Raw genomic sequence first — 17,655 nt, 5'->3', positions numbered from 1 at the left:
GACGAATGCTTCATTGTAGGACTACGGCCCAGACTTAGGCATGTGATTAGGGGAAGTCGGGTGTGGGCATCTCATCTTCAGGACTTGTTGTAAGTCTGCTGAAGGTTAACTGAAGTTCATTGCGGAGGATTTACCGTGAGCATCAGGGATCCGCCGAGTACGCCTTGAGGCGCGGGCTAGCACCCACGAACAGGCAGGCACCCCCGGGTCGGCGCAAACGATCACCAGGAGTGCCCGCACTCGTACAGGCCCCATCGGCGCGTCACACACCGGGAACCTCGATGCTCGCAACCATAGTCTTCCCCACCGGCCTGGCAACCGTCGTCGCCAGCCCTGAGGGCGTCGCCGCGGCGCGCGGCGCCCTTTACCTCTTCGCCGCGGTCTCGTTCTGGGCTCTCATCCTCGCCGTCCGGCAGGTGTCCAAAGTCGTCACCGTCCTGCTCCGCGCGCTGCTCGTGCTCCTCGCCATCGCGGCGCTGGGCGCGGGGGCCGTCGCGATCATCGCGCAGGTGGCGCTCGCCCTGGGGCCGCACTGACCGCGCGTCTCACGAAGCGGGGGCCCGCCGTTCGCCGGCGGGCACCCTCCCGTCCCGGCGTCGGTTGTCCCCTCGGTCGGGCGCCGGCCCTCCCGCCCCGGCGTCGGCCGTCACCTCCGGAAGAGGCCGACCGACCAGCGGACCGGGCGGTTCGTGGCCTCGCCGCTCATGCGCAGCGTCACCGTGATGGTCACCCGCTTGCCCTTCGGCACGGTGAACTTCGTCATGGCCATGGGGAACGACCCCTTCTTCCACACCCCGCACGCACCGCTGGACGGGCTGTCCTTCCCGCCGACCCGGTAGCCGATCCACAGCCGGTCGGCCAGGTCGCCGGTGCAGATGTGGTCGATGCCGAGCGGGTGGCCGTCGCCCAGGACCCGGAAGGTCGCGGACCTGTCCCGGGGCCAGGTGCCGGTGGCGGAGTCGGCCAGGGTGTAGCCGTCGAGGCGGCGGGGCAGGTCCCTGGGCGCCTCCGGCTCGACCGGCCGCTCCGGCGGTGTCCACTCGTACACGGCCAGCGTCCAGGCGGCCCGCTCGGGCTTCACCGGCTCACAGGGGCCCTTGCCGTCGGCCCGCACACAGGCCGTGCCACTGGTCTTCGTGTCGAAGGTGATCGTGATCCGGTCGTGGGCACCCGGCGGCAGGGTCAGCGGCAGGAGGCTCATCTCCTTCCCGCAGGGGCCGAAGCCGCCCCCCACGGCGATCCCCCCGTCGATCTTGACGTGGGGGCTGCCGCCCATCCTGCTGCCGGACGTGCAGATCCCGGCCACGTCCAGCGGCTTGCCCGTGACCGGGATCGTGACCTTGGCCGTGTGGCTGCCCGACTTCTCGATATGGGTCAGGGCGAGGCGCCGGTACTCGGTGCCGTCCGGGGAGGTGAACTTCTCGGGCAGTTCGGTGGTCCCGGGCGCCCCGGACGGCTGGGTGGCGACCGTGATCTCGGAGGGCGGCTGCGCCGTACCGGACAGCAAGGGGAAACCCAGTGCGGCGATCGCCATCACGGCCGTGCCGGCGCCGAGCCGCCTGCGGCGGCGGACCACGCGGATGCGCTGCTGGATCTGCTCGTGACGGGCCGGGTTGGCGGGAGCGGGGCTCTCCGCGTGCGCGTGTAGGACGTCCCGCAGGTCTTGTACGGTCATCGGTGCAGTTCCTCCGCGATCAGTTCGTCCACGCGCAGCTTGGCCAGGGCCTTGGCTGTCTGGCTTTTGACGGTGCCGGTTTGGCAGCCCAGCAGCCGGGCCACTTCGGTCACCGGCAGGTCCTCGTAGAAGCGCAGCACCACCACGGCGCGCTGCCTGGCCGGGAGCCTGCCGACGGCCTCCCAGAGCGTGTCGCGCTCGCCCAGCCTGCCCGTCGTGTCGTGGGAGGGCGTGTCGGGCAGATCAGCGGCGGGCAGCTCGGCCCGCCATTTCCGGCGCCACCACGACGTGTAGGTGGTGACCAGAACCCGGCGCACGTACGCCTCGGGCTCGTCCACGCGTGCCCAGGCGAACCAGGCCTTGGTCAGCGACTCCTGCAGCAGATCCTCGGCCAGCGCCCAGTCGCGGGTCAGCAGGTAGGCGGTGCGTAACAGCCGATCGGACCGTGTCACCACGAAGTCTTGATAAAGCGCCCGATCCGCCACTGAATCGCCTCTCGTCAGGTTTCCTGACGGTAGTGACGCGACGGGCGACGCCTCAGGTTGCCCGGGTGGCGCGGATCACCGTGAACGGGGCCAGCTCGCCCAGGCCGCGCACCGACAGCCGGTCGACCGGGCGCAGCTGGAAGGCCCGGTCGCCTTCCAGTTCCTCGGCCATCTCCGGGTCGGCCAGAATCGTGCCGGGCAGCGCGAGCGCGGTCAGCCGGCTGGACAGGTTGACCGTGGTGCCGAACACGTCGCCCATCCGCCAGATCACCGGCCCGGCCGCCAGGCCGACGCGCAGCTCGGGCATGCCCCTGACCTTGGCGTGGATCTCGACCAGCCGCAGCGCGATCTCGGCCGCCTCGTGCGCCTTGCCGGCGACGAACAGCACCGAGTCGCCGAGCGTCTTGACCACGCGCCCGCCGGAGGAGGTGATGATGTCGGAGGAACGCCCCTCGAAGCTGTCGACCAGCTCGGCCAGCTCCCGCTCGGTGATCTGTCTGCTCAGCCTGGTGAACCCGACGAGGTCGGCGAACCCGACGGCCAGCCGGGCGGCGCTCCGCTCCTGGACGGCCATCCGGCCGGCCGCGGCGGCGAGCTGGCGCTGCCAGGAGTAGACGAGCAGCTTCGCCAGGTCGGGCACCACCCGCTCGGCCCGTCTACGCCACGCTCTGGGCCGCTCGGCCAGCGGCACGCCCGCCTGGTCGAGCGCCTCGGCACCGAGCTGCGCCTGCGACTCGGCCAGCCGGGTGGAGGCCCGGCCCAGCGAGCGGGCGATGAGCAGGACGTGCTCCTCGTCGTAGACGCCGTCGCTCACCATGCCGACCAGTGTTCTGAGCGCCTCCACGTCGGAGTCGGTGAACTCGACGGCGTCGTCGGCGACGTTCGGGAAACCCAGCGCGCGCCAGAACCGGCGCGCACGGTAGACCGGCACCCCGGCCATGTCGGCGACCTGGTGGCTGGTGTAGCGACGGGGCTCACGCAGGAACGCCTCCGCAAGCCCGTCCTGTTCCTCGCGGGCCACGGCTGCAACATACACCGCCAAAGCGGATGTTATGGCTACTCCAGCAGTGCCCGGAGCGCCGGACGTTCGCTGGTGGGGACGTACTCCTCGTAGTAGTCGTACATGGTCCGCCGGGAAAGCCGGGCGGCGAGCGGGCCGTCGCCGGCGCGGACGGCGGCCAGGACCTCCTCGTGGTGGCGGATGCTCCGGCGCATCAACGCCACGCGGTCGGGCGCGGCGGCGATCTTGCCGGCGATCAGGCCCAGCACGATCGAGCGGACCACCTCGGTGCAGATCTGGATGAGCTTGTTCCTGCTGGCCCGCGCCACCGCGTCGTGGAAGGCCACGTCGGCCGCGCTGAACTCGTCGTAACCCACCTCGACGGCGGCCCGCATCGCGGCGATGGCCGTGTCCATCTCGGCCAGTTGCTCGTCGGTGCGCAGCCGGGCCGCCAGCAGGTTGGCCGAGGAGTCGAGCACCATGCGGAACTGCACCAGCTCCCCGAGCGACAGCCCGTCGACCCGCGCCAGCATGGTCATCGACTTGTGCAGCTCGACGGGGGTGAACGGCTGGACCTCGGCGCCATGGGGGTCGCCCGGCCGGGACCGGACCAGGCCGCGGGCCTGCAGCACCCGCAGTGCCTCGCGGACCGTGGAGCGGCTCACCGAGAACTGTCCCATCAGGTCGCGCTCGCTGGGCAGCCGCTGCCCGGGGCGGAGCGTGCCGCTCTCGATGGCCTCCTCGACCTGCTCGACGATGCGCTCGTAGGCACGTACGGTGCGCACCGGCTCGAACCGTGGACCACCCATTTCGCCCCCTTGACCCGAGCCGCCACCGACTGGCAATGTGCAGCCTACTGGTCGGACCAGTGCACTATCCAGGAGGCTGTTGGACATGAGGCGCATCGGCATCTGGATCGCCGTGGGCGGTCTCCTGCTGGGCACGACCGCCTGTGGTGGCGGCGGCGACGAGCCCGCGGGGCAGGCGGCCAAGAGCCAGACGCTGTCCGTGGGGTTCGTGGCCGAGCCGGCCAACCTCGACTTCACGTCGACCGAGGGTGCCGCGATCCCGCAGGCGCTGCTGGTCAACGTCTACGAGGGGCTCGTCAAGCTCGGCCAGGACGGCTCGATCCAGCCGCTGCTCGCCGAGAAGTGGGAGGTCTCGCCCGACCGCAAGACCTACACCTTCTCGCTGCGCAAGGGCGTCACGTTCAGCAACGGCGCCCCGTTCACCGCCGACGACGTGATCTTCTCGTTCGACCGGGTCAAGTCCGACTGGAAGCTCAAGATCAAGTCGCAGCTCGACTCGGTGGACAAGGTCGAGAAGGACGACGAGTCGACGGTCATCGTGACGCTCAAGCAGCCGAGCAACGGCTTTCTCTACACGCTGACGACCCGGCTGGGCGCGATGTTCAGCCGCTCCGGCGTCGACGACCTGGCCAACAAGCCCGTCGGCACCGGCCCCTACACGCTGGGCTCCTGGAAGCGCGGCGACTCCATCCAGCTCGACGGCAACGACGCCTACTGGGGCGCCAAGCCCAAGGTCACGGCCGTCACGCTGAAGTACTTCAAGGACGCCACGGCGATGAACAACGCGCTGCTGACCGGCGGCATCGACGTCATCTCCAGTGTGCAGGCGCCCGAGTCGCTGCAGCAGTTCGCCGATCCCGGCCGTTTCGAGACGGTCGAGGGCACCACCAACGGCGAGGTGGTGCTGTCGATGAACAACGGCCGCGCGCCGTTCAACGACAAGAAGGTGCGCCAGGCGGTGCGCCACGCGATCGACCACAAGGCGCTGCTCGACACGGCCTGGGCCGGTCGCGGCGGGCTGATCGGCTCCATGGTGCCGCCCACCGACCCCTGGTACGAGGACCGCACCGGCGACTACCCCTACGACGTCGCCAAGGCCAAGGAACTGCTCGGCGGCAAGACGTACGACGTCAAGATGCGCATCCCCAACCTGCCCTACGCGGTGGCGAGCGCCCAGGTGGTCAAGTCGCAGCTGGCCCAGGTGGGCATCAACGCCGAGATCGAGCCCCTGGAGTTCCCGGCTCGCTGGCTGGACCTGGTGTTCACCAAGGCCGACTACGATCTGTCCATCATCAACCACGTCGAGCCCCACGACATGAGCATCTTTGCCGATAAGTCCTATTACTTCCGGTACGACAATCCGGAGTTCGGCAAGCTGCTCACCTCCGCCGACCAGGGCAGCGAGCAGCAGCAGGTCGACGACCTGAAGAAGGCCGCCCAGATGCTCTCCGACGACGCCACGGCCGACTGGCTGTTCCTGTTCCCCAACCTGATCGTGGCCAAGAAGGGCATCACCGGGCTGCCGAAGAACGGCATCGCGGAGGCCTTCGACTTCACGGCGCTCGCCAAGCAGTGATCCTCTATCTCGTCAAGCGGCTGGCGGTGCTCGTCGTGAGCACCGCCGTCGCCGGTGTGGTGGTCTTCGGGTTCATGGCCCTGCTGCCCGGCGACCCGGCCGAGATCGCGCTGGGCGTCAACGCCACCCCCGAGGCGCTGGAGGAGCTGCGGCGGCAGTTCGGCACCGACCGGCCGGCCGCGGCGCAGTTCGCCGACTGGTTCGGCGGGCTCGCCCAGGGCGACTTCGGCACCTCCTACGTCACCAGCTCGCCCATCGGGCCGCAGGTCGCCGACCGGCTCGGCGTCACGGTGACGCTCGTGCTCGGTGGCATGGTGATCGCGCTGCTCATCGCGGTCCCGCTCGGCGTCTTCGCCGCCGTCCACCACCGCGACCCGCTCGGCGCGGCGATCAGCGCCGCCAGCCAGATCGGCATCGCGATCCCCGCCTTCCTGGCGGGCATCCTGCTCGTCTTCGTGTTCGCGGTGCAGGCCCAGGCGCTGCCGTCGGGCGGCTACGTGCCCTTCGCCGAGAGCCCGGGCGAGTGGCTGCGCGGCCTGCTGCTGCCGTGGCTGTCGCTCGGCCTCGTCCAGGGAGCCGTCCTGACCAGGTACGTCCGCTCCGCCGTCCTCGACGTGATGCGCGAGGACTACCTGCGCACCGCGCGTGCCAAGGGCAGGGGCCGGATGGGCGCCCTGTGGCGTCACGGGCTGCGCAACGCCTCCGTCCCCGTGGTCACCGTGCTCGGCCTGCAACTGGCCACGCTGCTCATCGGCGCGGTCGTGGTCGAGCGGGTGTTCGTCATCCCGGGCCTGGGCGACCTGCTGCTCAACGGCGTCGCCGGGCGCGACCTGCTGCTCGTCCAGGGGGTGGTGATGGTGCTGGTGGTGGCCGTGCTGCTGATCAACTTCGTGGTGGACGTGGCCTACGCCGCGCTCGACCCCCGGCTCAGGGGGGCGCGATGAGGGTCCGGGTCAACGCCGGTCTGGTCGCCGGAGCCGTCCTCGTCGGGCTCGTCGTGCTGGCGGCGCTGGTGTCGTTCGTGTGGACGCCGCACGACCCCACGCTCGTCGACGCGGCCGGCAAGCTGCGCGACCCCGGCGACGGCTACCTCCTGGGCGCCGACAAGTTCGGCCGCGACACCCTCAGCCAGCTCATGGTCGGCGCGCGCACCACGCTCTACGTCGGCATCGTGGCCGTCGGCATCGCCGCGCTCCTCGGCACCCCGCTCGGCGTGATCGCCGGGATGACCCCGTACGGCTGGCTGTCCGAGCTCGTCATGCGGGTCAACGACCTCGTGTTCGCCTTTCCCGCGCTGCTGCTCGCCGTCATGCTCGGCGCCGTCTACGGGGCCGGGACGCTCACCGCCATGATCGCCATCGGCGTGGCCACCGTGCCAGCGTTCGCCCGCGTGGCCAGGGCCGCCACGCTGCAGGTCATGGTGACCGACTACATCCTCGCCGCCCGGGCCGCCGGACGACGCGGCACCGCCATCGCGTTCCGGCACGTGCTGCCGAACATCGGCTCCATGCTGATCGTCCAGGCGTCGGTGTCCTTCGCGATCGCCATCCTGGCCGAGGCGGCGCTGTCGTTCCTCGGCTTCGGCACCCGCCCGCCGACCCCCTCCTGGGGCCGCATGCTGCAGGAGTCGCAGGAGCTGTTGTTCTCCACGCCACGCCTGGCGCTGTGGCCGGGACTGGCGATCGCGCTGGCCGTCCTCGGGTTCAACCTGCTGGGCGACGGCCTGCGCGACCATCTCGACCCCAAGCTCAGGAGGATCCGTGCTGAGCGTTGAGGGTCTCAGCGTCAGCGCCGAGTCGGTACGGCTGGTGCGCGAGGTGTCGTTCGGCATCGCGCCGGGCGAACGCGTCGGCCTGATCGGCGAGTCCGGCTCCGGCAAGTCGCTGACCGCGCTGGCGCTGATGGGCCTGCTCCCGGAGGGCGTCACCGCCACCGGCACGGCCAGGTTGCGCGAGCACGACCTCGTCGGCGTGCCCGAACGCCGGCTCAAGCGGCTGCGCGGCCGGGACGTCTCCATGGTGTTCCAGGAGCCGATGACCGCGCTCAACCCGCTCATGCGGGTCGGCGCCCAGGTCGCCGAGGTCATGACCCTGCACGGCGAGCCCGGCGCGCGGGCGCGTGAGCGCGCCGTCGAGCTCCTTGGCCGGGTACGCCTGCCGCGGCCCGGCCAGATCGCCCGCTCCTACCCCCACCAGCTCTCCGGCGGCCAGCGCCAGCGCGTCATGCTCGCGATCGCCCTGGCCAACGAGCCCGGCCTGCTCATCTGCGACGAGCCCACCACCGCGCTCGACGTCACGGTGCAGAAGCAGATGCTGGAGCTGATCGCCGAGGTCGCGCCCGCGCTGCTGTTCATCACGCACGACCTGGCCGTGGTCGCCTCGATCTGCGAGCGGGTCCTGGTCATGTACGGTGGCCGGGTCGTCGAGTCCGGCCCCATCCGCGAGGTGTTCGCCCGGCCCCGCCACCGCTACACCGAGGGCCTGCTGGCCGCCTCCCGGCTGACCCCGCGCGGCACCCGGTTGCCCACGATCCAGGGCAGTGTCCCGCCCGCGGGCCGGTTCCCCGACGGCTGCGTGTTCCGCAACCGCTGCCCGCAGGCCGACTCCGCCTGCGAGACCGAGCCGACCCTGACAGGAGACGGCCATGCCTTCGCATGCCGGCACCCCGCTGCCTGACGCGGATCCCGGCCCCGGCGGCTCCCCGGGTCCCGGGCCCGCCGGCTCCCCGGCTGCCGGGGCGGAGACCGGGCCGCTGATCGAGGCCCGCGACGTCACCCGCGTCTACCGCCGTCCCCGCACCTCGCTCACCCGGCCCGGCGAGGCCGTGCACGCGCTGAACGGCGTGTCGCTCACCGTCCGCCGGGGCGAGCGGTTCGGCATCGTCGGCGAGTCGGGCTCCGGCAAGTCGACCCTGCTGCGGCTGCTGTGCGCGCTCGACCAGCCCACCAGCGGCGTCATCCGGTTCGACGGGCAGGACCTGGCCGGCAGGTCCGAACGGCGGCTGCGCTTCCTGCGCCGCAGCCTGCAGATCGTCTTCCAGGACCCGATGAGCTCGCTCGACCCCCGCATGCGGGTGCGCGACCTCGTCGCCGAGCCGCTCGTCGCCCTCGGCGAGCCCGTCGGCGGCCGGGTCGCCGAGCTGCTCGATGAGGTCGGCCTGCCCGCCTCGGCCGCCGACCGCTACCCGCACCAGTTCTCCGGCGGCCAGCGCCAGCGCATCGCGATCGCCCGCGCGCTCGCGCCCCGCCCCAAGGTGCTGGTCGCCGACGAGCCCGTCAGCGCGCTCGACGTGTCCGTACGCGGCCAGATCCTCAACCTGCTGGCCGACCTCGTCGACGAGCTCGGCCTCACCCTGGTCTTCGTCTCGCACGACCTGTCCGTGGTCCGGCACGTCTGCGAGACCGTGGCGGTGATGAACGGCGGTGAGATCGTCGAGACCGGCCCGGTCGACGACGTGTGGGCCGCGCCGCGTCACGCCTACACGCGAACGCTGCTGGAGGCCGTACCGACTTTGGAGGGTTTGCTGTGATCGACGTCGACGCCCAGGGAGTGGTGGAGTTCACCCAGGCGCTGGTCCGGGTCCCGAGCACCAACGACCCGGCGCTCGGCCGCAGCGAGCGGCCCGCCGCCGAGCTGGTCGCCGCGAAGATGCGCGAGTGGGGCTGGGAGCCGGTCGTCTCCGAGGCCGCGCCCGGCCGGCCGAACGTGGTGGCCGTCGTCGAGGGCGGCGGCGGTGACGGGCCGACGCTGATGTTCGAGGGCCACACCGACGTGGTGACCGAGGGCGACCTGTCGACCTGGACCGTCGACCCGTTCGGTGGCGAGATCCGCGACGGCAGGCTGTGGGGCCGGGGCAGCGCCGACATGAAATCGGGCCTGGCCGCGACCCTCTACGCCACCCGGGCGCTGCAGCTCGCTGGACCGTTCCCGGGACGGATCAAGGTGTGCGCGCTGGCCGACGAGGAGGGCCTGATGCTCGGCGCCCACCACTTCGTCGCCGAGGGGCTGGCCGCCGGCGTGGACGGCGCCATCGTGGCGGAACCCGAGGCCGGCGAGATCTGCGCCGTCGCCAAGGGCGCGCTACGGCTGCGCGTCGACCTCACCGGCAAGATGGCCCACGGCGCGATGCCCCAGCACGGCCGCAACCCCGTCCAGGCCGTCGGCACCCTGCTCGTCGCGCTGCGCGAGCTGGAGCGGGAGCTGCAACTGCGCCACCCCGCGCACGTACACCTCGGCGAGGTGTACGTGACGCCGACCGTCGTCCGGGCCGGCACCGAGGAGCAGGTCAACGTCATCCCCGCCGTCGCGTCCGTCTTCGTCGACGTGCGCACCATCCCGGGGCTGGACCACAAGGAGGTCGCCGACCGGGTGGCCGTGCTGGCCGCCGCCGACGGCATCGCCGCCCAGGTGACGAGCCTGGTCGACCGGCCGCCGGTCGAGGTGCCCGTGGACGATCCCGTCGTCGTCGCCCTGGCCAGCGCGCACCGCGCGGTCACCGGCGCCGAACCGGTCTACGGCGGCGTGCCCGGCTCCACCGACGGCACCGTCCTCACGCACTGGGGCGGCGTTCCGTCCGTGGTGTACGGGCCGGGCGGCAAGTGGATCGCGCACCAGGCCGACGAGTACGTCGAGGTGGCCGAGATCGTCCAGTGCACCCGCGTCTTCGCCGAGGCCGCCCGCCGCTTCCTGACCAGGACGCCCGCGTGACTCCCGACCCCGCCGGTGGGAGTTCGGCGCCTCCCGCTCAGGGCGCGGGTGCGGCCGGCGGGAGTTCGCCGCTTCCCGGGCGGGGCGCGGTTCTGGTCTCCGGGCCGGCCAACTCGCTGACCGACGTGGCCGGGCTCCGGGTCGGGCACGCGCGGCGGCTGGACGACGGCCACCGCACCGGGACGACCGTCGTGCTCGCGCCCGAGGGCGGCATGGTGGCCGGGGTGGACGTGCGCGGCGCCGCGCCCGGCACCCGCGAGACCGAGCTGCTCGACCCCCGCAACCTGGTCGAACGCGTGCACGCCATCGTGCTGACCGGCGGCAGCGCCTACGGGCTGAGCGCCGCCTGCGGCGTGATGGAGCGGCTCGCCGACGCGGGCGTCGGCCACCCCGTCGCAGGCGGTGTGGTGCCCATCGTCCCCGCCGCCGTCATCTACGACCTCGGCCGCGGCGGCCGGTTCCGCGCCACCCCCGACGCGGCCCTCGGCGCGGCGGCCTACGACGCCGCGACCGGCGCCCCCGCCGCGTCGGACGTGATCGGTGCCGACGGGGCCCTGTGGCCGCACGGCGGGGCCGGCGATGGGGGCACCGGAGGAGCGGCGAACGGGTCGGTGGGCGCGGGCACCGGGGCGGTCGCCGGCGGGCTGGCCGGCGGCGTCGGCACGGCCAGCGTCGTGCTGCCCTCGGGCGTCACCGTGGCCGCGCTGGCCGTGGTCAACGCCGCCGGGTCCGTGCTCGACCCCGGCGGCGGCAGGCTCTCCGGCACCAGGTACGGCCTGCCAGGGGAGTTCGACCACCTCCGCGAGCCGCTGCCGGAGGAGGTCGGCGCCTGGAACCCGGCCGGGGTGACCTCGTTCAACACCACGATCGGCGTCGTCGCCACCGATCTGACGCTCACCAAGGCCCAGTGCGGCAAGCTCGCCGGGGTCGCCCACGACGGGCTGGCCAGGGCGATCAGGCCCGCGCACACCATGGTCGACGGCGACACGATCTTCGCGGTCGCCACCTGCGCCCTGCCCATGCCGGAGGGCGAGCAGAGGGTGTACGGCTCCCGTACGGTCACCGACAGCGGGGCCGGACCCGGAGCGGCGCACCTGCACGACCTGCTCGCGGCGGGAGCCGACGTGTTCAGCAGGGCCGTCGCGCACGCCGTGCTGGCCGCGACCGGGCGCGAGGACGCACCTGCGTACCTCGACGTGTTTCCAAGCGCACTGGGGGACATCTCATGACACGACCGGCAGAAGACGGAGCACCCGCACCAGACGCGCGCGAAGGGGGCCGGCCGGGCCGGGAGTGGCCCGGCGGGCTCCCTGTCGGCGACCGCTGGGTGGAGACCGGCGAGACGTCCGACGTGATCTTCCCCTATGACGGGTCCGCGGTGGCGGCCGCCCCGGTCGGCACCGCCGAGCTGGCCGCCCGGGCCGTCGACGAGGCGCTCGCCGTCGCCCCGGCCATGGCCGCGCTGCCCTCGCACGCCCGCCGCGCCGCGCTCATGGGCGCGCACGACGCGCTGGACGGGCGGCGGGAGGAGTTCGAGCGGCTGCTCGTCCTGGAGACCGGCAAGCCGCTGGTCGACTGCCGGGTCGAGGTGGCCAGGACGCTGGTCACGCTGGCCACCGCCGCCGAGGAGGTGGCCCGCCTGCACGGCGAGACCGTGCCGCTCGACCTGCTGCCGGCGGGTGAGGGGCTGGTCGGCTTCTGGACGCGCCGGCCGATCGGCGTCGTCGTCGGGATCACCGGCTACAACTACCCGCTGCTGCTGGCCGCGCACAAGATCGCGCCGGCGGTGGCCGCCGGCTGCCCGGTGATCGTCAAACCCGCCCCCACCACGCCGCTGGCCACGCTCTGGCTGGTCCACCTGCTGCGCGCGACGGGCGCGCTGCCCCCGGCCGCGGTGCAGCTCGTCACCGGCGACGTCGAGGTGGGCCGGACCCTGGTGGAGGACCGGCGGATCGGGGCCGTGTCGTTCACCGGCTCGGCCGCCGCCGGCCACGTCATCGCCCGCAACGCCGCGCCCACCAAGGTGCTGCTGGAGCTCGGCTCCAACGCCGCGCTCGTGGTGGCCGCCGACGCCGACCTGCCGGCGGCCGCCGACGCGGTCGTGCGGGGCGGCTACTACGCCTCCGGCCAGGCGTGCATCTCGGTGCAGCGGGTGCTGGTCGAGGAGCCGGTGCGCGAGGAGTTCCTGGCGCTGCTCGCCGACCGGGTCAAGGACGTGGTCGTGGGCGACCCTCGCTCGCCGGATACCCGGGTCGCGCCGCTGATCGACCCCGCCTCCACCGAACGGGTGCTCGGCTGGCTGCGCGACTCCGGCGGGAGCCTCGTCGCGGGCGGCACGGCCGACGGGCGGGCCCTCACGCCGACGGTGCTCACCGACGTGCGCGACGGGGCCGCCGCCTGGGACGAGGAGATCTTCGGGCCGGTCGTGTGCGTGCGCTCGGTGCCCGACCTCGACGCCGCCTTCGCGGCGGTCAACGCCTCACGGTATGGCCTGCACGCCTCGGTGTTCACCCGGTCGCTGGCCACGGCGTTCGCCGCGATCGAGCGGATCGAGGCGGGGGGAGTGGTGGTCAACGACGTGCCGGGGTTCCGGGCGGACAACATGCCCTATGGCGGGGTCAAGGACTCCGGCATCGGCCGTGAGGGGCCGCGCTTCGCGATCGAGGAGTTCACCGTCACCCGGATGGCCGTCATCCGCCCCTGACCCGGCCCGGAGAGCGCTCGCTCAAACGAGCCTTCTACGGCTGAGCGTGAAGTCGAGCATGGACTTGCGGTAGATCTCCGGGGTGATCCTGATGGTACTGTCGGCCCGCGCGAGGTACGCGCGGGAATCCTGTCCGTCCGGGAAGGCGGCGACGACGGTCACCCTTCCCTGCGCGAAGTACTTGGCATCCTCGATCGCCACGGCGATGTCGGCGTCGGAGCTCACCACCAAGGCGGCCTCACATCTGCCGGTGCAGACGTCGCCGACGAGCTGGGCGGCGAGCCTGACGTCCGTCTGCTTCTCCTTGAACTTCTGGGTCTTCGAGTCGTACTTGTTGAACCCCTTGAACGTGACGAACTGATCCTTGTAGCACTGGAAGTGGTCGTCCTCGAATCGCTTCTGGTCCCAACCGGCCTGGCCGTTGAGGGTGGTCGTGAAGTACTTGATCTGCCCGAGCTTGCCGTTCCAGGCGCTCAGCAGCAGATTGCTCATCCTGACCACGTCGACGCGCCACTGGTCCAGACCCGCCGTGTCGCAGATCCCGTAGTATAGATTGGCGCCGTCGATGTACACGTTCCACCTGGAGCTCGGATTCAGCTGGTGATTGTTCTGGTTGTAGGGCATTGCCATGGCTCGCGTCCCTCATTTCCGATGATGTTCGGATGGCCCCGGCGCGCGATGCCCCGCCCCCGAGGTAGCCACGCCTTGTCCGTCGCACATCACAGCAGGCTTCGTTAGCAAGGTGATGGACGCCGAATTGACATCTCACAGGCGACCCGGGAAATCCTGCTCATCGCCAGGCCGGAGGTGCCGGGGCGAAAATCGCCGGGCTTTCCGGTGAGAATTCCGCTCGTTTCCGGGTGAGTGTCACCGCCCATTCGGCATGACCGCCTGGCGGGGTCGCGGCCGGCTTACGCCCAACGTGGCGTTCCGATATCGCGTGCCCTGATCGACTTTGGTTCGCGGTGGCGAGGATCAGGCCGCGGTCATGACGGCCAGGGTTCTGGTGATCAGGAAACGCCCTGCTCTCGCACGGTGTAGAGGCGGATCTCGATGCCGTCGGGGTCGATGAGGCCGGGGATCAGCCACCCGACGCTGCCCTCGGCGATCTCGCCACGCCGTTCGCCCAGGGTGTCGAGGTGATCCGCCCAGGCCCGCAGCGCCTCCAGCGTCGGCACGCCGAGCGCGACCGGGTCGAAGCCGCTCAGCTGCGCGGCCAGCCGCGGCTCCTCGCGCAGTGCCAGCGTCACCGTCCGTGCCGGGTCGGTCAGCGCCACGCCGCGCAGCACGCCGTCCTCGACGAACTCGATCGCCAGGTCGAGGCGGAGCACCCGCCGATACCACTCAAGGCTCTTGTGCACGTCGGAGACGGGCAGCTTGACGTGATGGAATCCGCCCAGCACGACCATCGGAAACCTCCAGGACCTCAGGGAGACGACGCTTACATTAGAGCCACACTTTAAAGCAATACTCTAAATCAGTTATCTCGGTCAAGGGGGCGAGGAAGGCCGGTCCGGGCGCGTGAGAGCAGCCGGACGACTCGCCGCGCCGTCGAGCGCACGGCGAAGCCGTCACCGGCCGGACCGGGGTCAGGGAGTTCGGGTGGGCGGGGTGGCGCCGCCGGGTGCGGACGGAGCGGGTGAGGTGGGCGCGGGTGCGGGCGTCGGTGAGCCGGGCGCGGAGGGGCTCAGGGTCGCGTACAGGCCCGTCCGTTCCTTGATCGGCACCATGACACGCATCTCGCCGGCGCGTTTCAGCGTGAACGTCATGGGCACCCAGCGCGAACCGGTCACTCCGGTGACGGTCGCGATCGGCCCCTCGGCGCCCACGAGGCGCTTGGCCGGCACGTCCACCGGTGTGGGGAGCCGTACCCGCACCCCCTGCCCGGCGGTGACCCGTTCCAGGATGTCGCTCCGGTTCCCGTCGTTGACCAGGATGGCGTACAGCGCGAGGTCGCGTTCGCCGGCCAGCAGGAAGGCGTTGCGCAGGTGCATCGTGCGGACGCTCGCGTTGGCGCCGTCGTTCTGCGGTGCGTGGATGCGGGTGACGTCCTCGGAGTCGTAAGTCAGGCCGGTGCAACCGGCGGTGACCGCGGTGACGGTCAGCAGAGCTGCCACGACGGACGTTCGACGAGTCATTGCTGGCGTCTACCCTGCACAAACGCCAAATAATCTCCCCCTGTCGCCTCCCGCTCCGGGATGCCCGGCGCGCGTTGGTGGAGCGCGAGGCGCGCCGGGTGCGGCAGGGGCGGCCGCGACCGGGACGATGGCCGGTGTGGTTTGCCCGGCGTTCTCTGTGGCAGGCGAGATGCGGGTCCGGTGCCGAGACACGGGCCCGTTCACCCGACCCGATCACTTGAGGAGCGGCATGTCGCAGCCGGATGAGACGGCACCCTTGGCGGACAGGCGTGACCCGGAAGAGGACCACGGCGAACCCGAGTTCGCCGACGAGTTCAGCCCCTCGCCCACCGACCCGGCCAACCAGCCGGAGGGCGATCCCGACGAGGAGGTCCACGGTCAGGCCGAGGGTTATGACGAGTCCACGGAGGCGTGAGCGAGGGGCTCGCGTGATGGGCTGCCGCTAGTTGGGCGGGTCGAAGCGGCCGTCGATCGCCGTCCAGCCGCCGTCCACGTAGAGGACCGAGCCGGTCACGAAGCCGGCCGCGTCGCTCGCCAGGTAGACCACGGCCCCGGCCATCTCGTCGGCCCGGGCCCACCTGCCGAGCGCGCTCTTGGCCGCGTAGGCGTCGTACCAGGCGGGGTCGGCCTTGATCTGGCTGGTCAGCGGCGTCTCCACCACCCCGGGCGCGATGGCGTTGACCCGCACCCCGCGCGGCCCGAACTCGGCGGCGGCCGTGCGCAGCAACTGCACCAGCCCTGCCTTGGTGGCCGAGTAGACGCCCTGGCCGGGCTCCGTCACCGACGCCCGGATCGACGCGAACCCGATGATGGACCCGCGCCCGCGCTCCACCATCCCCGCCCCGAACGCTCGCACCAGGTCGAAGGAGGCGCGCAGGTTGAGGTCGACGACCCGGCCGAACTCCTCGGCGGAGTAGTCGAGCAGCCGCTTGCGCACGTTGGTCGCGGGGGTGAACACGAGCACGTCCGCGGGGGCCTCGGCGGCGAGCGCCCGGATGGAGTCGCCGTCGAGCACGTCCAGCTCCCGGGTCGTGCCGCCGCAGCGCGACGCCGTCTCCTCGGCGGCTCCCGGATCGCGGTCCGCGCACACCACGTTCGCGCCGTGGGCCGCCAGCGCCAGGGCCGACTCCCGCCCGATGCCGCTCCCGGCGCCGATCACCACAGCCCGCCGCCCGTCGAGGCGGAACAACGCGTCATATCCCATGCGGGTCACCTTAGCGACTGGTCTGACCAGTGCACCAGGTTGAGCGCCCTTCTCCAGGGGAGAGCGCGTCGCGGCGGCCCTGGAGGAAGGCGCGCTCGGCGGCGTTGCCCGCGCGGGCGATGGCCTCCTCGTACGCCTGTGCCGCCGCGGCGGTGCGGCCGAGGCGGCGCAGCAGGTCGGCGCGGATCGCGTGGAACAGGTGGTACGCGTCCAGCCCGAGACCGTCGACCACGGTGAGCGCCTCGGCCGGGCCCGCCACCTCGGCCAGCGCGACCGCCCGGTTCAGCGCCACGACCGGCGTCGGGGCGCACGCGAGAAGCTGGTCGTACAGCCGCAGGATCTGCCCCCAGTCCGTGACGTCGGCGCGGGGCGCGTCCGCGTGCACGGCGTTGATCGCCGCCTGGATCTGGTACGGCCCCGGCCGGTCGCGCCGCAGGCACGCGCGGACCAGGTCCTGTCCCTCGGCGATGAGGTCGTGGTCCCAGAGGCGGCGGTCCTGCGCGGCCAGGAGCACGAGGCTCCCGTCGGGCGTGGCGCGGGTCGCCCGGCGCGCGTGCAGGAGCAGCATGAGCGCGAGCAGGCCGACGACCTCCGGCTCGTCCGGCAGCAGCTCGGCCAGCAGCCTGCCGAGCCGGATGGCCTCGGCGCACAGGTCGTCGCGGACGAGGTCGGCTCCGGAGCTCGCGGTGTGGCCCTCGGTGAAGATGAGGTAGACCACCGCCAGCACGGCGCGCACGCGGCCGGGCAGGTCGGCCTCGGCCGGCACGCGGTACGGGATCCGCGCGTCACGGATCTTGGCCTTGGCCCGCACCAGGCGCTGCGCCATCGTCGGCTCCGACACCAGGAAGGCCCGCGCGATCTCCCCGGTGCCGAGCCCGCCGAGGAGCCGGAGGGTCAGCGCCACCTGGGCGGAGACGGCGAGAGCCGGATGGCAGCAGGTGAAGATCAGGCGCAGCCGGTCGTCGGGCACGGCCCCCTGCTCGGGCGGTTCGCCGGGGGCGTGCAGCAGGGCCGCCGCGGCGTGCCGGTCGTCACGGGACGCCTCGCGGCGCAGCCGGTCGATCACCCGGTTGCGGGCCGTGGTGATGATCCAGCCGGCCGGGCTCGGCGGCGTCCCGGTGGCCGGCCAGCGGTCCACGGCCACGGCGAACGCGTCCTGCACCGCCTCCTCGGCCAGGTCGATGTCGCCGAACCGGCCCACCAGCACGGCCACCGCCCGCGCGTACTCCCGCCGGAACACCTGCTCGACCTCGGCCACCGAGACGTCCGCGCCCCCAGGGCCGCCCGCGTCCGGCGCCCCCGTCCCATCGCCGCCCGGCCCGCCGGGCTCGTCGTCATGCCGCACGCTCACCCCTGCC

Annotated in this window: 19 protein-coding genes; 10 read left to right on the top strand and 9 right to left on the bottom strand. The window is 72.2% G+C overall.

Going from position 1 to position 17,655, the window contains the following annotated elements:
• The first annotated feature begins 281 nt into the window (after positions 1-281).
• On the top strand, positions 282-536 hold the full coding sequence (locus AB0I38_RS32185) for a hypothetical protein (RefSeq protein ID WP_358488439.1): 255 nt from the start codon (positions 282-284) through the stop codon (positions 534-536).
• Positions 537-646: 110 nt separating this feature from the next.
• On the opposite strand, the gene AB0I38_RS32180 is transcribed toward AB0I38_RS32185, so the two are convergent.
• The 4 genes from AB0I38_RS32180 to AB0I38_RS32165 are packed head-to-tail and all read right to left on the bottom strand — an operon-like array spanning position 647 to position 3,969.
• Complete coding sequence (locus AB0I38_RS32180; RefSeq protein WP_358488437.1) at positions 647-1,675, bottom strand: hypothetical protein; 1,029 nt, start codon at positions 1,673-1,675, stop codon at positions 647-649.
• Positions 1,672-2,160 (bottom strand): SigE family RNA polymerase sigma factor, encoded by a 489-nt coding sequence (locus AB0I38_RS32175; protein ID WP_358488435.1) that lies wholly within the window; start codon positions 2,158-2,160, stop codon positions 1,672-1,674. The genes AB0I38_RS32180 and AB0I38_RS32175 overlap by 4 nt, the downstream gene beginning before the upstream one ends.
• 52 nt (positions 2,161-2,212) lie before the next feature.
• Positions 2,213-3,181, bottom strand: coding sequence for an adenylate/guanylate cyclase domain-containing protein (locus AB0I38_RS32170; protein ID WP_358488431.1), 969 nt, complete (start codon positions 3,179-3,181; stop codon positions 2,213-2,215).
• A gap of 35 nt (positions 3,182-3,216) precedes the next feature.
• Positions 3,217-3,969 (bottom strand): FadR/GntR family transcriptional regulator, encoded by a 753-nt coding sequence (locus AB0I38_RS32165; protein WP_358488427.1) that lies wholly within the window; start codon positions 3,967-3,969, stop codon positions 3,217-3,219.
• Between the two features lie 85 nt (positions 3,970-4,054).
• Here AB0I38_RS32165 and AB0I38_RS32160 point away from each other — a divergent pair, with 85 nt between their 5' ends.
• From AB0I38_RS32160 to AB0I38_RS32125, 8 genes are read left to right on the top strand one after another with little or no spacing between them, the layout of a single operon-like run.
• Positions 4,055-5,545 carry an ABC transporter substrate-binding protein gene (locus AB0I38_RS32160; protein WP_358488422.1) on the top strand — a complete coding sequence of 497 codons (1,491 nt, stop codon included), beginning with the start codon at positions 4,055-4,057 and terminating at the stop codon, positions 5,543-5,545.
• Positions 5,542-6,489, top strand: a complete 948-nt coding sequence (locus AB0I38_RS32155) for an ABC transporter permease (protein WP_358488419.1) — start codon at positions 5,542-5,544, stop codon at positions 6,487-6,489. Before AB0I38_RS32160 ends, AB0I38_RS32155 begins: the two co-directional genes overlap by 4 nt.
• Positions 6,486-7,319, top strand: coding sequence for an ABC transporter permease (locus AB0I38_RS32150; protein ID WP_358488415.1), 834 nt, complete (start codon positions 6,486-6,488; stop codon positions 7,317-7,319). Before AB0I38_RS32155 ends, AB0I38_RS32150 begins: the two co-directional genes overlap by 4 nt.
• Positions 7,306-8,220: an ABC transporter ATP-binding protein gene (locus AB0I38_RS32145; protein ID WP_358488410.1), complete on the top strand. Its 915-nt coding sequence runs from the start codon at positions 7,306-7,308 to the stop codon at positions 8,218-8,220. The genes AB0I38_RS32150 and AB0I38_RS32145 overlap by 14 nt, the downstream gene beginning before the upstream one ends.
• Positions 8,189-9,073, top strand: coding sequence for an ATP-binding cassette domain-containing protein (locus AB0I38_RS32140; RefSeq protein WP_358488407.1), 885 nt, complete (start codon positions 8,189-8,191; stop codon positions 9,071-9,073). The genes AB0I38_RS32145 and AB0I38_RS32140 overlap by 32 nt, the downstream gene beginning before the upstream one ends.
• Positions 9,070-10,251, top strand: a complete 1,182-nt coding sequence (locus AB0I38_RS32135; RefSeq protein ID WP_358488403.1) for a M20 family metallopeptidase — start codon at positions 9,070-9,072, stop codon at positions 10,249-10,251. Before AB0I38_RS32140 ends, AB0I38_RS32135 begins: the two co-directional genes overlap by 4 nt.
• Positions 10,248-11,480: a P1 family peptidase gene (locus tag AB0I38_RS32130; RefSeq protein WP_358488400.1), complete on the top strand. Its 1,233-nt coding sequence runs from the start codon at positions 10,248-10,250 to the stop codon at positions 11,478-11,480. Before AB0I38_RS32135 ends, AB0I38_RS32130 begins: the two co-directional genes overlap by 4 nt.
• Positions 11,477-12,955 (top strand): aldehyde dehydrogenase family protein, encoded by a 1,479-nt coding sequence (locus AB0I38_RS32125; RefSeq protein ID WP_358488397.1) that lies wholly within the window; start codon positions 11,477-11,479, stop codon positions 12,953-12,955. Before AB0I38_RS32130 ends, AB0I38_RS32125 begins: the two co-directional genes overlap by 4 nt.
• Before the next feature lie 21 nt (positions 12,956-12,976).
• Here the strand turns inward: AB0I38_RS32125 and AB0I38_RS32120 are convergent, their stop codons facing one another.
• The 3 genes from AB0I38_RS32120 to AB0I38_RS32110 form a co-directional block, all read right to left on the bottom strand.
• Positions 12,977-13,585: an NYN domain-containing protein gene (locus AB0I38_RS32120; RefSeq protein WP_358488392.1), complete on the bottom strand. Its 609-nt coding sequence runs from the start codon at positions 13,583-13,585 to the stop codon at positions 12,977-12,979.
• A 380-nt stretch (positions 13,586-13,965) separates the two neighbouring features.
• A complete protein-coding gene (locus AB0I38_RS32115; RefSeq protein ID WP_358488389.1) occupies positions 13,966-14,364 on the bottom strand; it encodes a VOC family protein in 399 nt (132 codons plus the stop codon).
• A 180-nt stretch (positions 14,365-14,544) separates the two neighbouring features.
• Complete coding sequence (locus AB0I38_RS32110) at positions 14,545-15,093, bottom strand: hypothetical protein (RefSeq protein ID WP_358488386.1); 549 nt, start codon at positions 15,091-15,093, stop codon at positions 14,545-14,547.
• Positions 15,094-15,322: 229 nt separating this feature from the next.
• Between AB0I38_RS32110 and AB0I38_RS32105 the strand changes: the two genes are divergently transcribed.
• Positions 15,323-15,508 carry a hypothetical protein gene (locus AB0I38_RS32105; RefSeq protein ID WP_358488383.1) on the top strand — a complete coding sequence of 62 codons (186 nt, stop codon included), beginning with the start codon at positions 15,323-15,325 and terminating at the stop codon, positions 15,506-15,508.
• 27 nt (positions 15,509-15,535) lie between these two features.
• Here AB0I38_RS32105 and AB0I38_RS32100 read toward each other — a convergent pair whose 3' ends face one another.
• Positions 15,536-16,297 (bottom strand): SDR family NAD(P)-dependent oxidoreductase, encoded by a 762-nt coding sequence (locus AB0I38_RS32100; RefSeq protein ID WP_358488380.1) that lies wholly within the window; start codon positions 16,295-16,297, stop codon positions 15,536-15,538.
• 10 nt (positions 16,298-16,307) lie between these two features.
• Positions 16,308-17,642, bottom strand: coding sequence for an RNA polymerase sigma factor (locus AB0I38_RS32095; RefSeq protein WP_358488376.1), 1,335 nt, complete (start codon positions 17,640-17,642; stop codon positions 16,308-16,310).
• Between the last annotated feature and the right edge of the window lie 13 nt (positions 17,643-17,655).

The sequence above is a fragment of the Nonomuraea cavernae genome, from assembly GCF_040655715.1.
GTDB classification, from domain to species: domain Bacteria; phylum Actinomycetota; class Actinomycetes; order Streptosporangiales; family Streptosporangiaceae; genus Nonomuraea; species Nonomuraea cavernae_A.
Note: the sequence above shows the minus strand (reverse complement) of the source record. Positions and strands in the feature narration are given on the sequence as shown.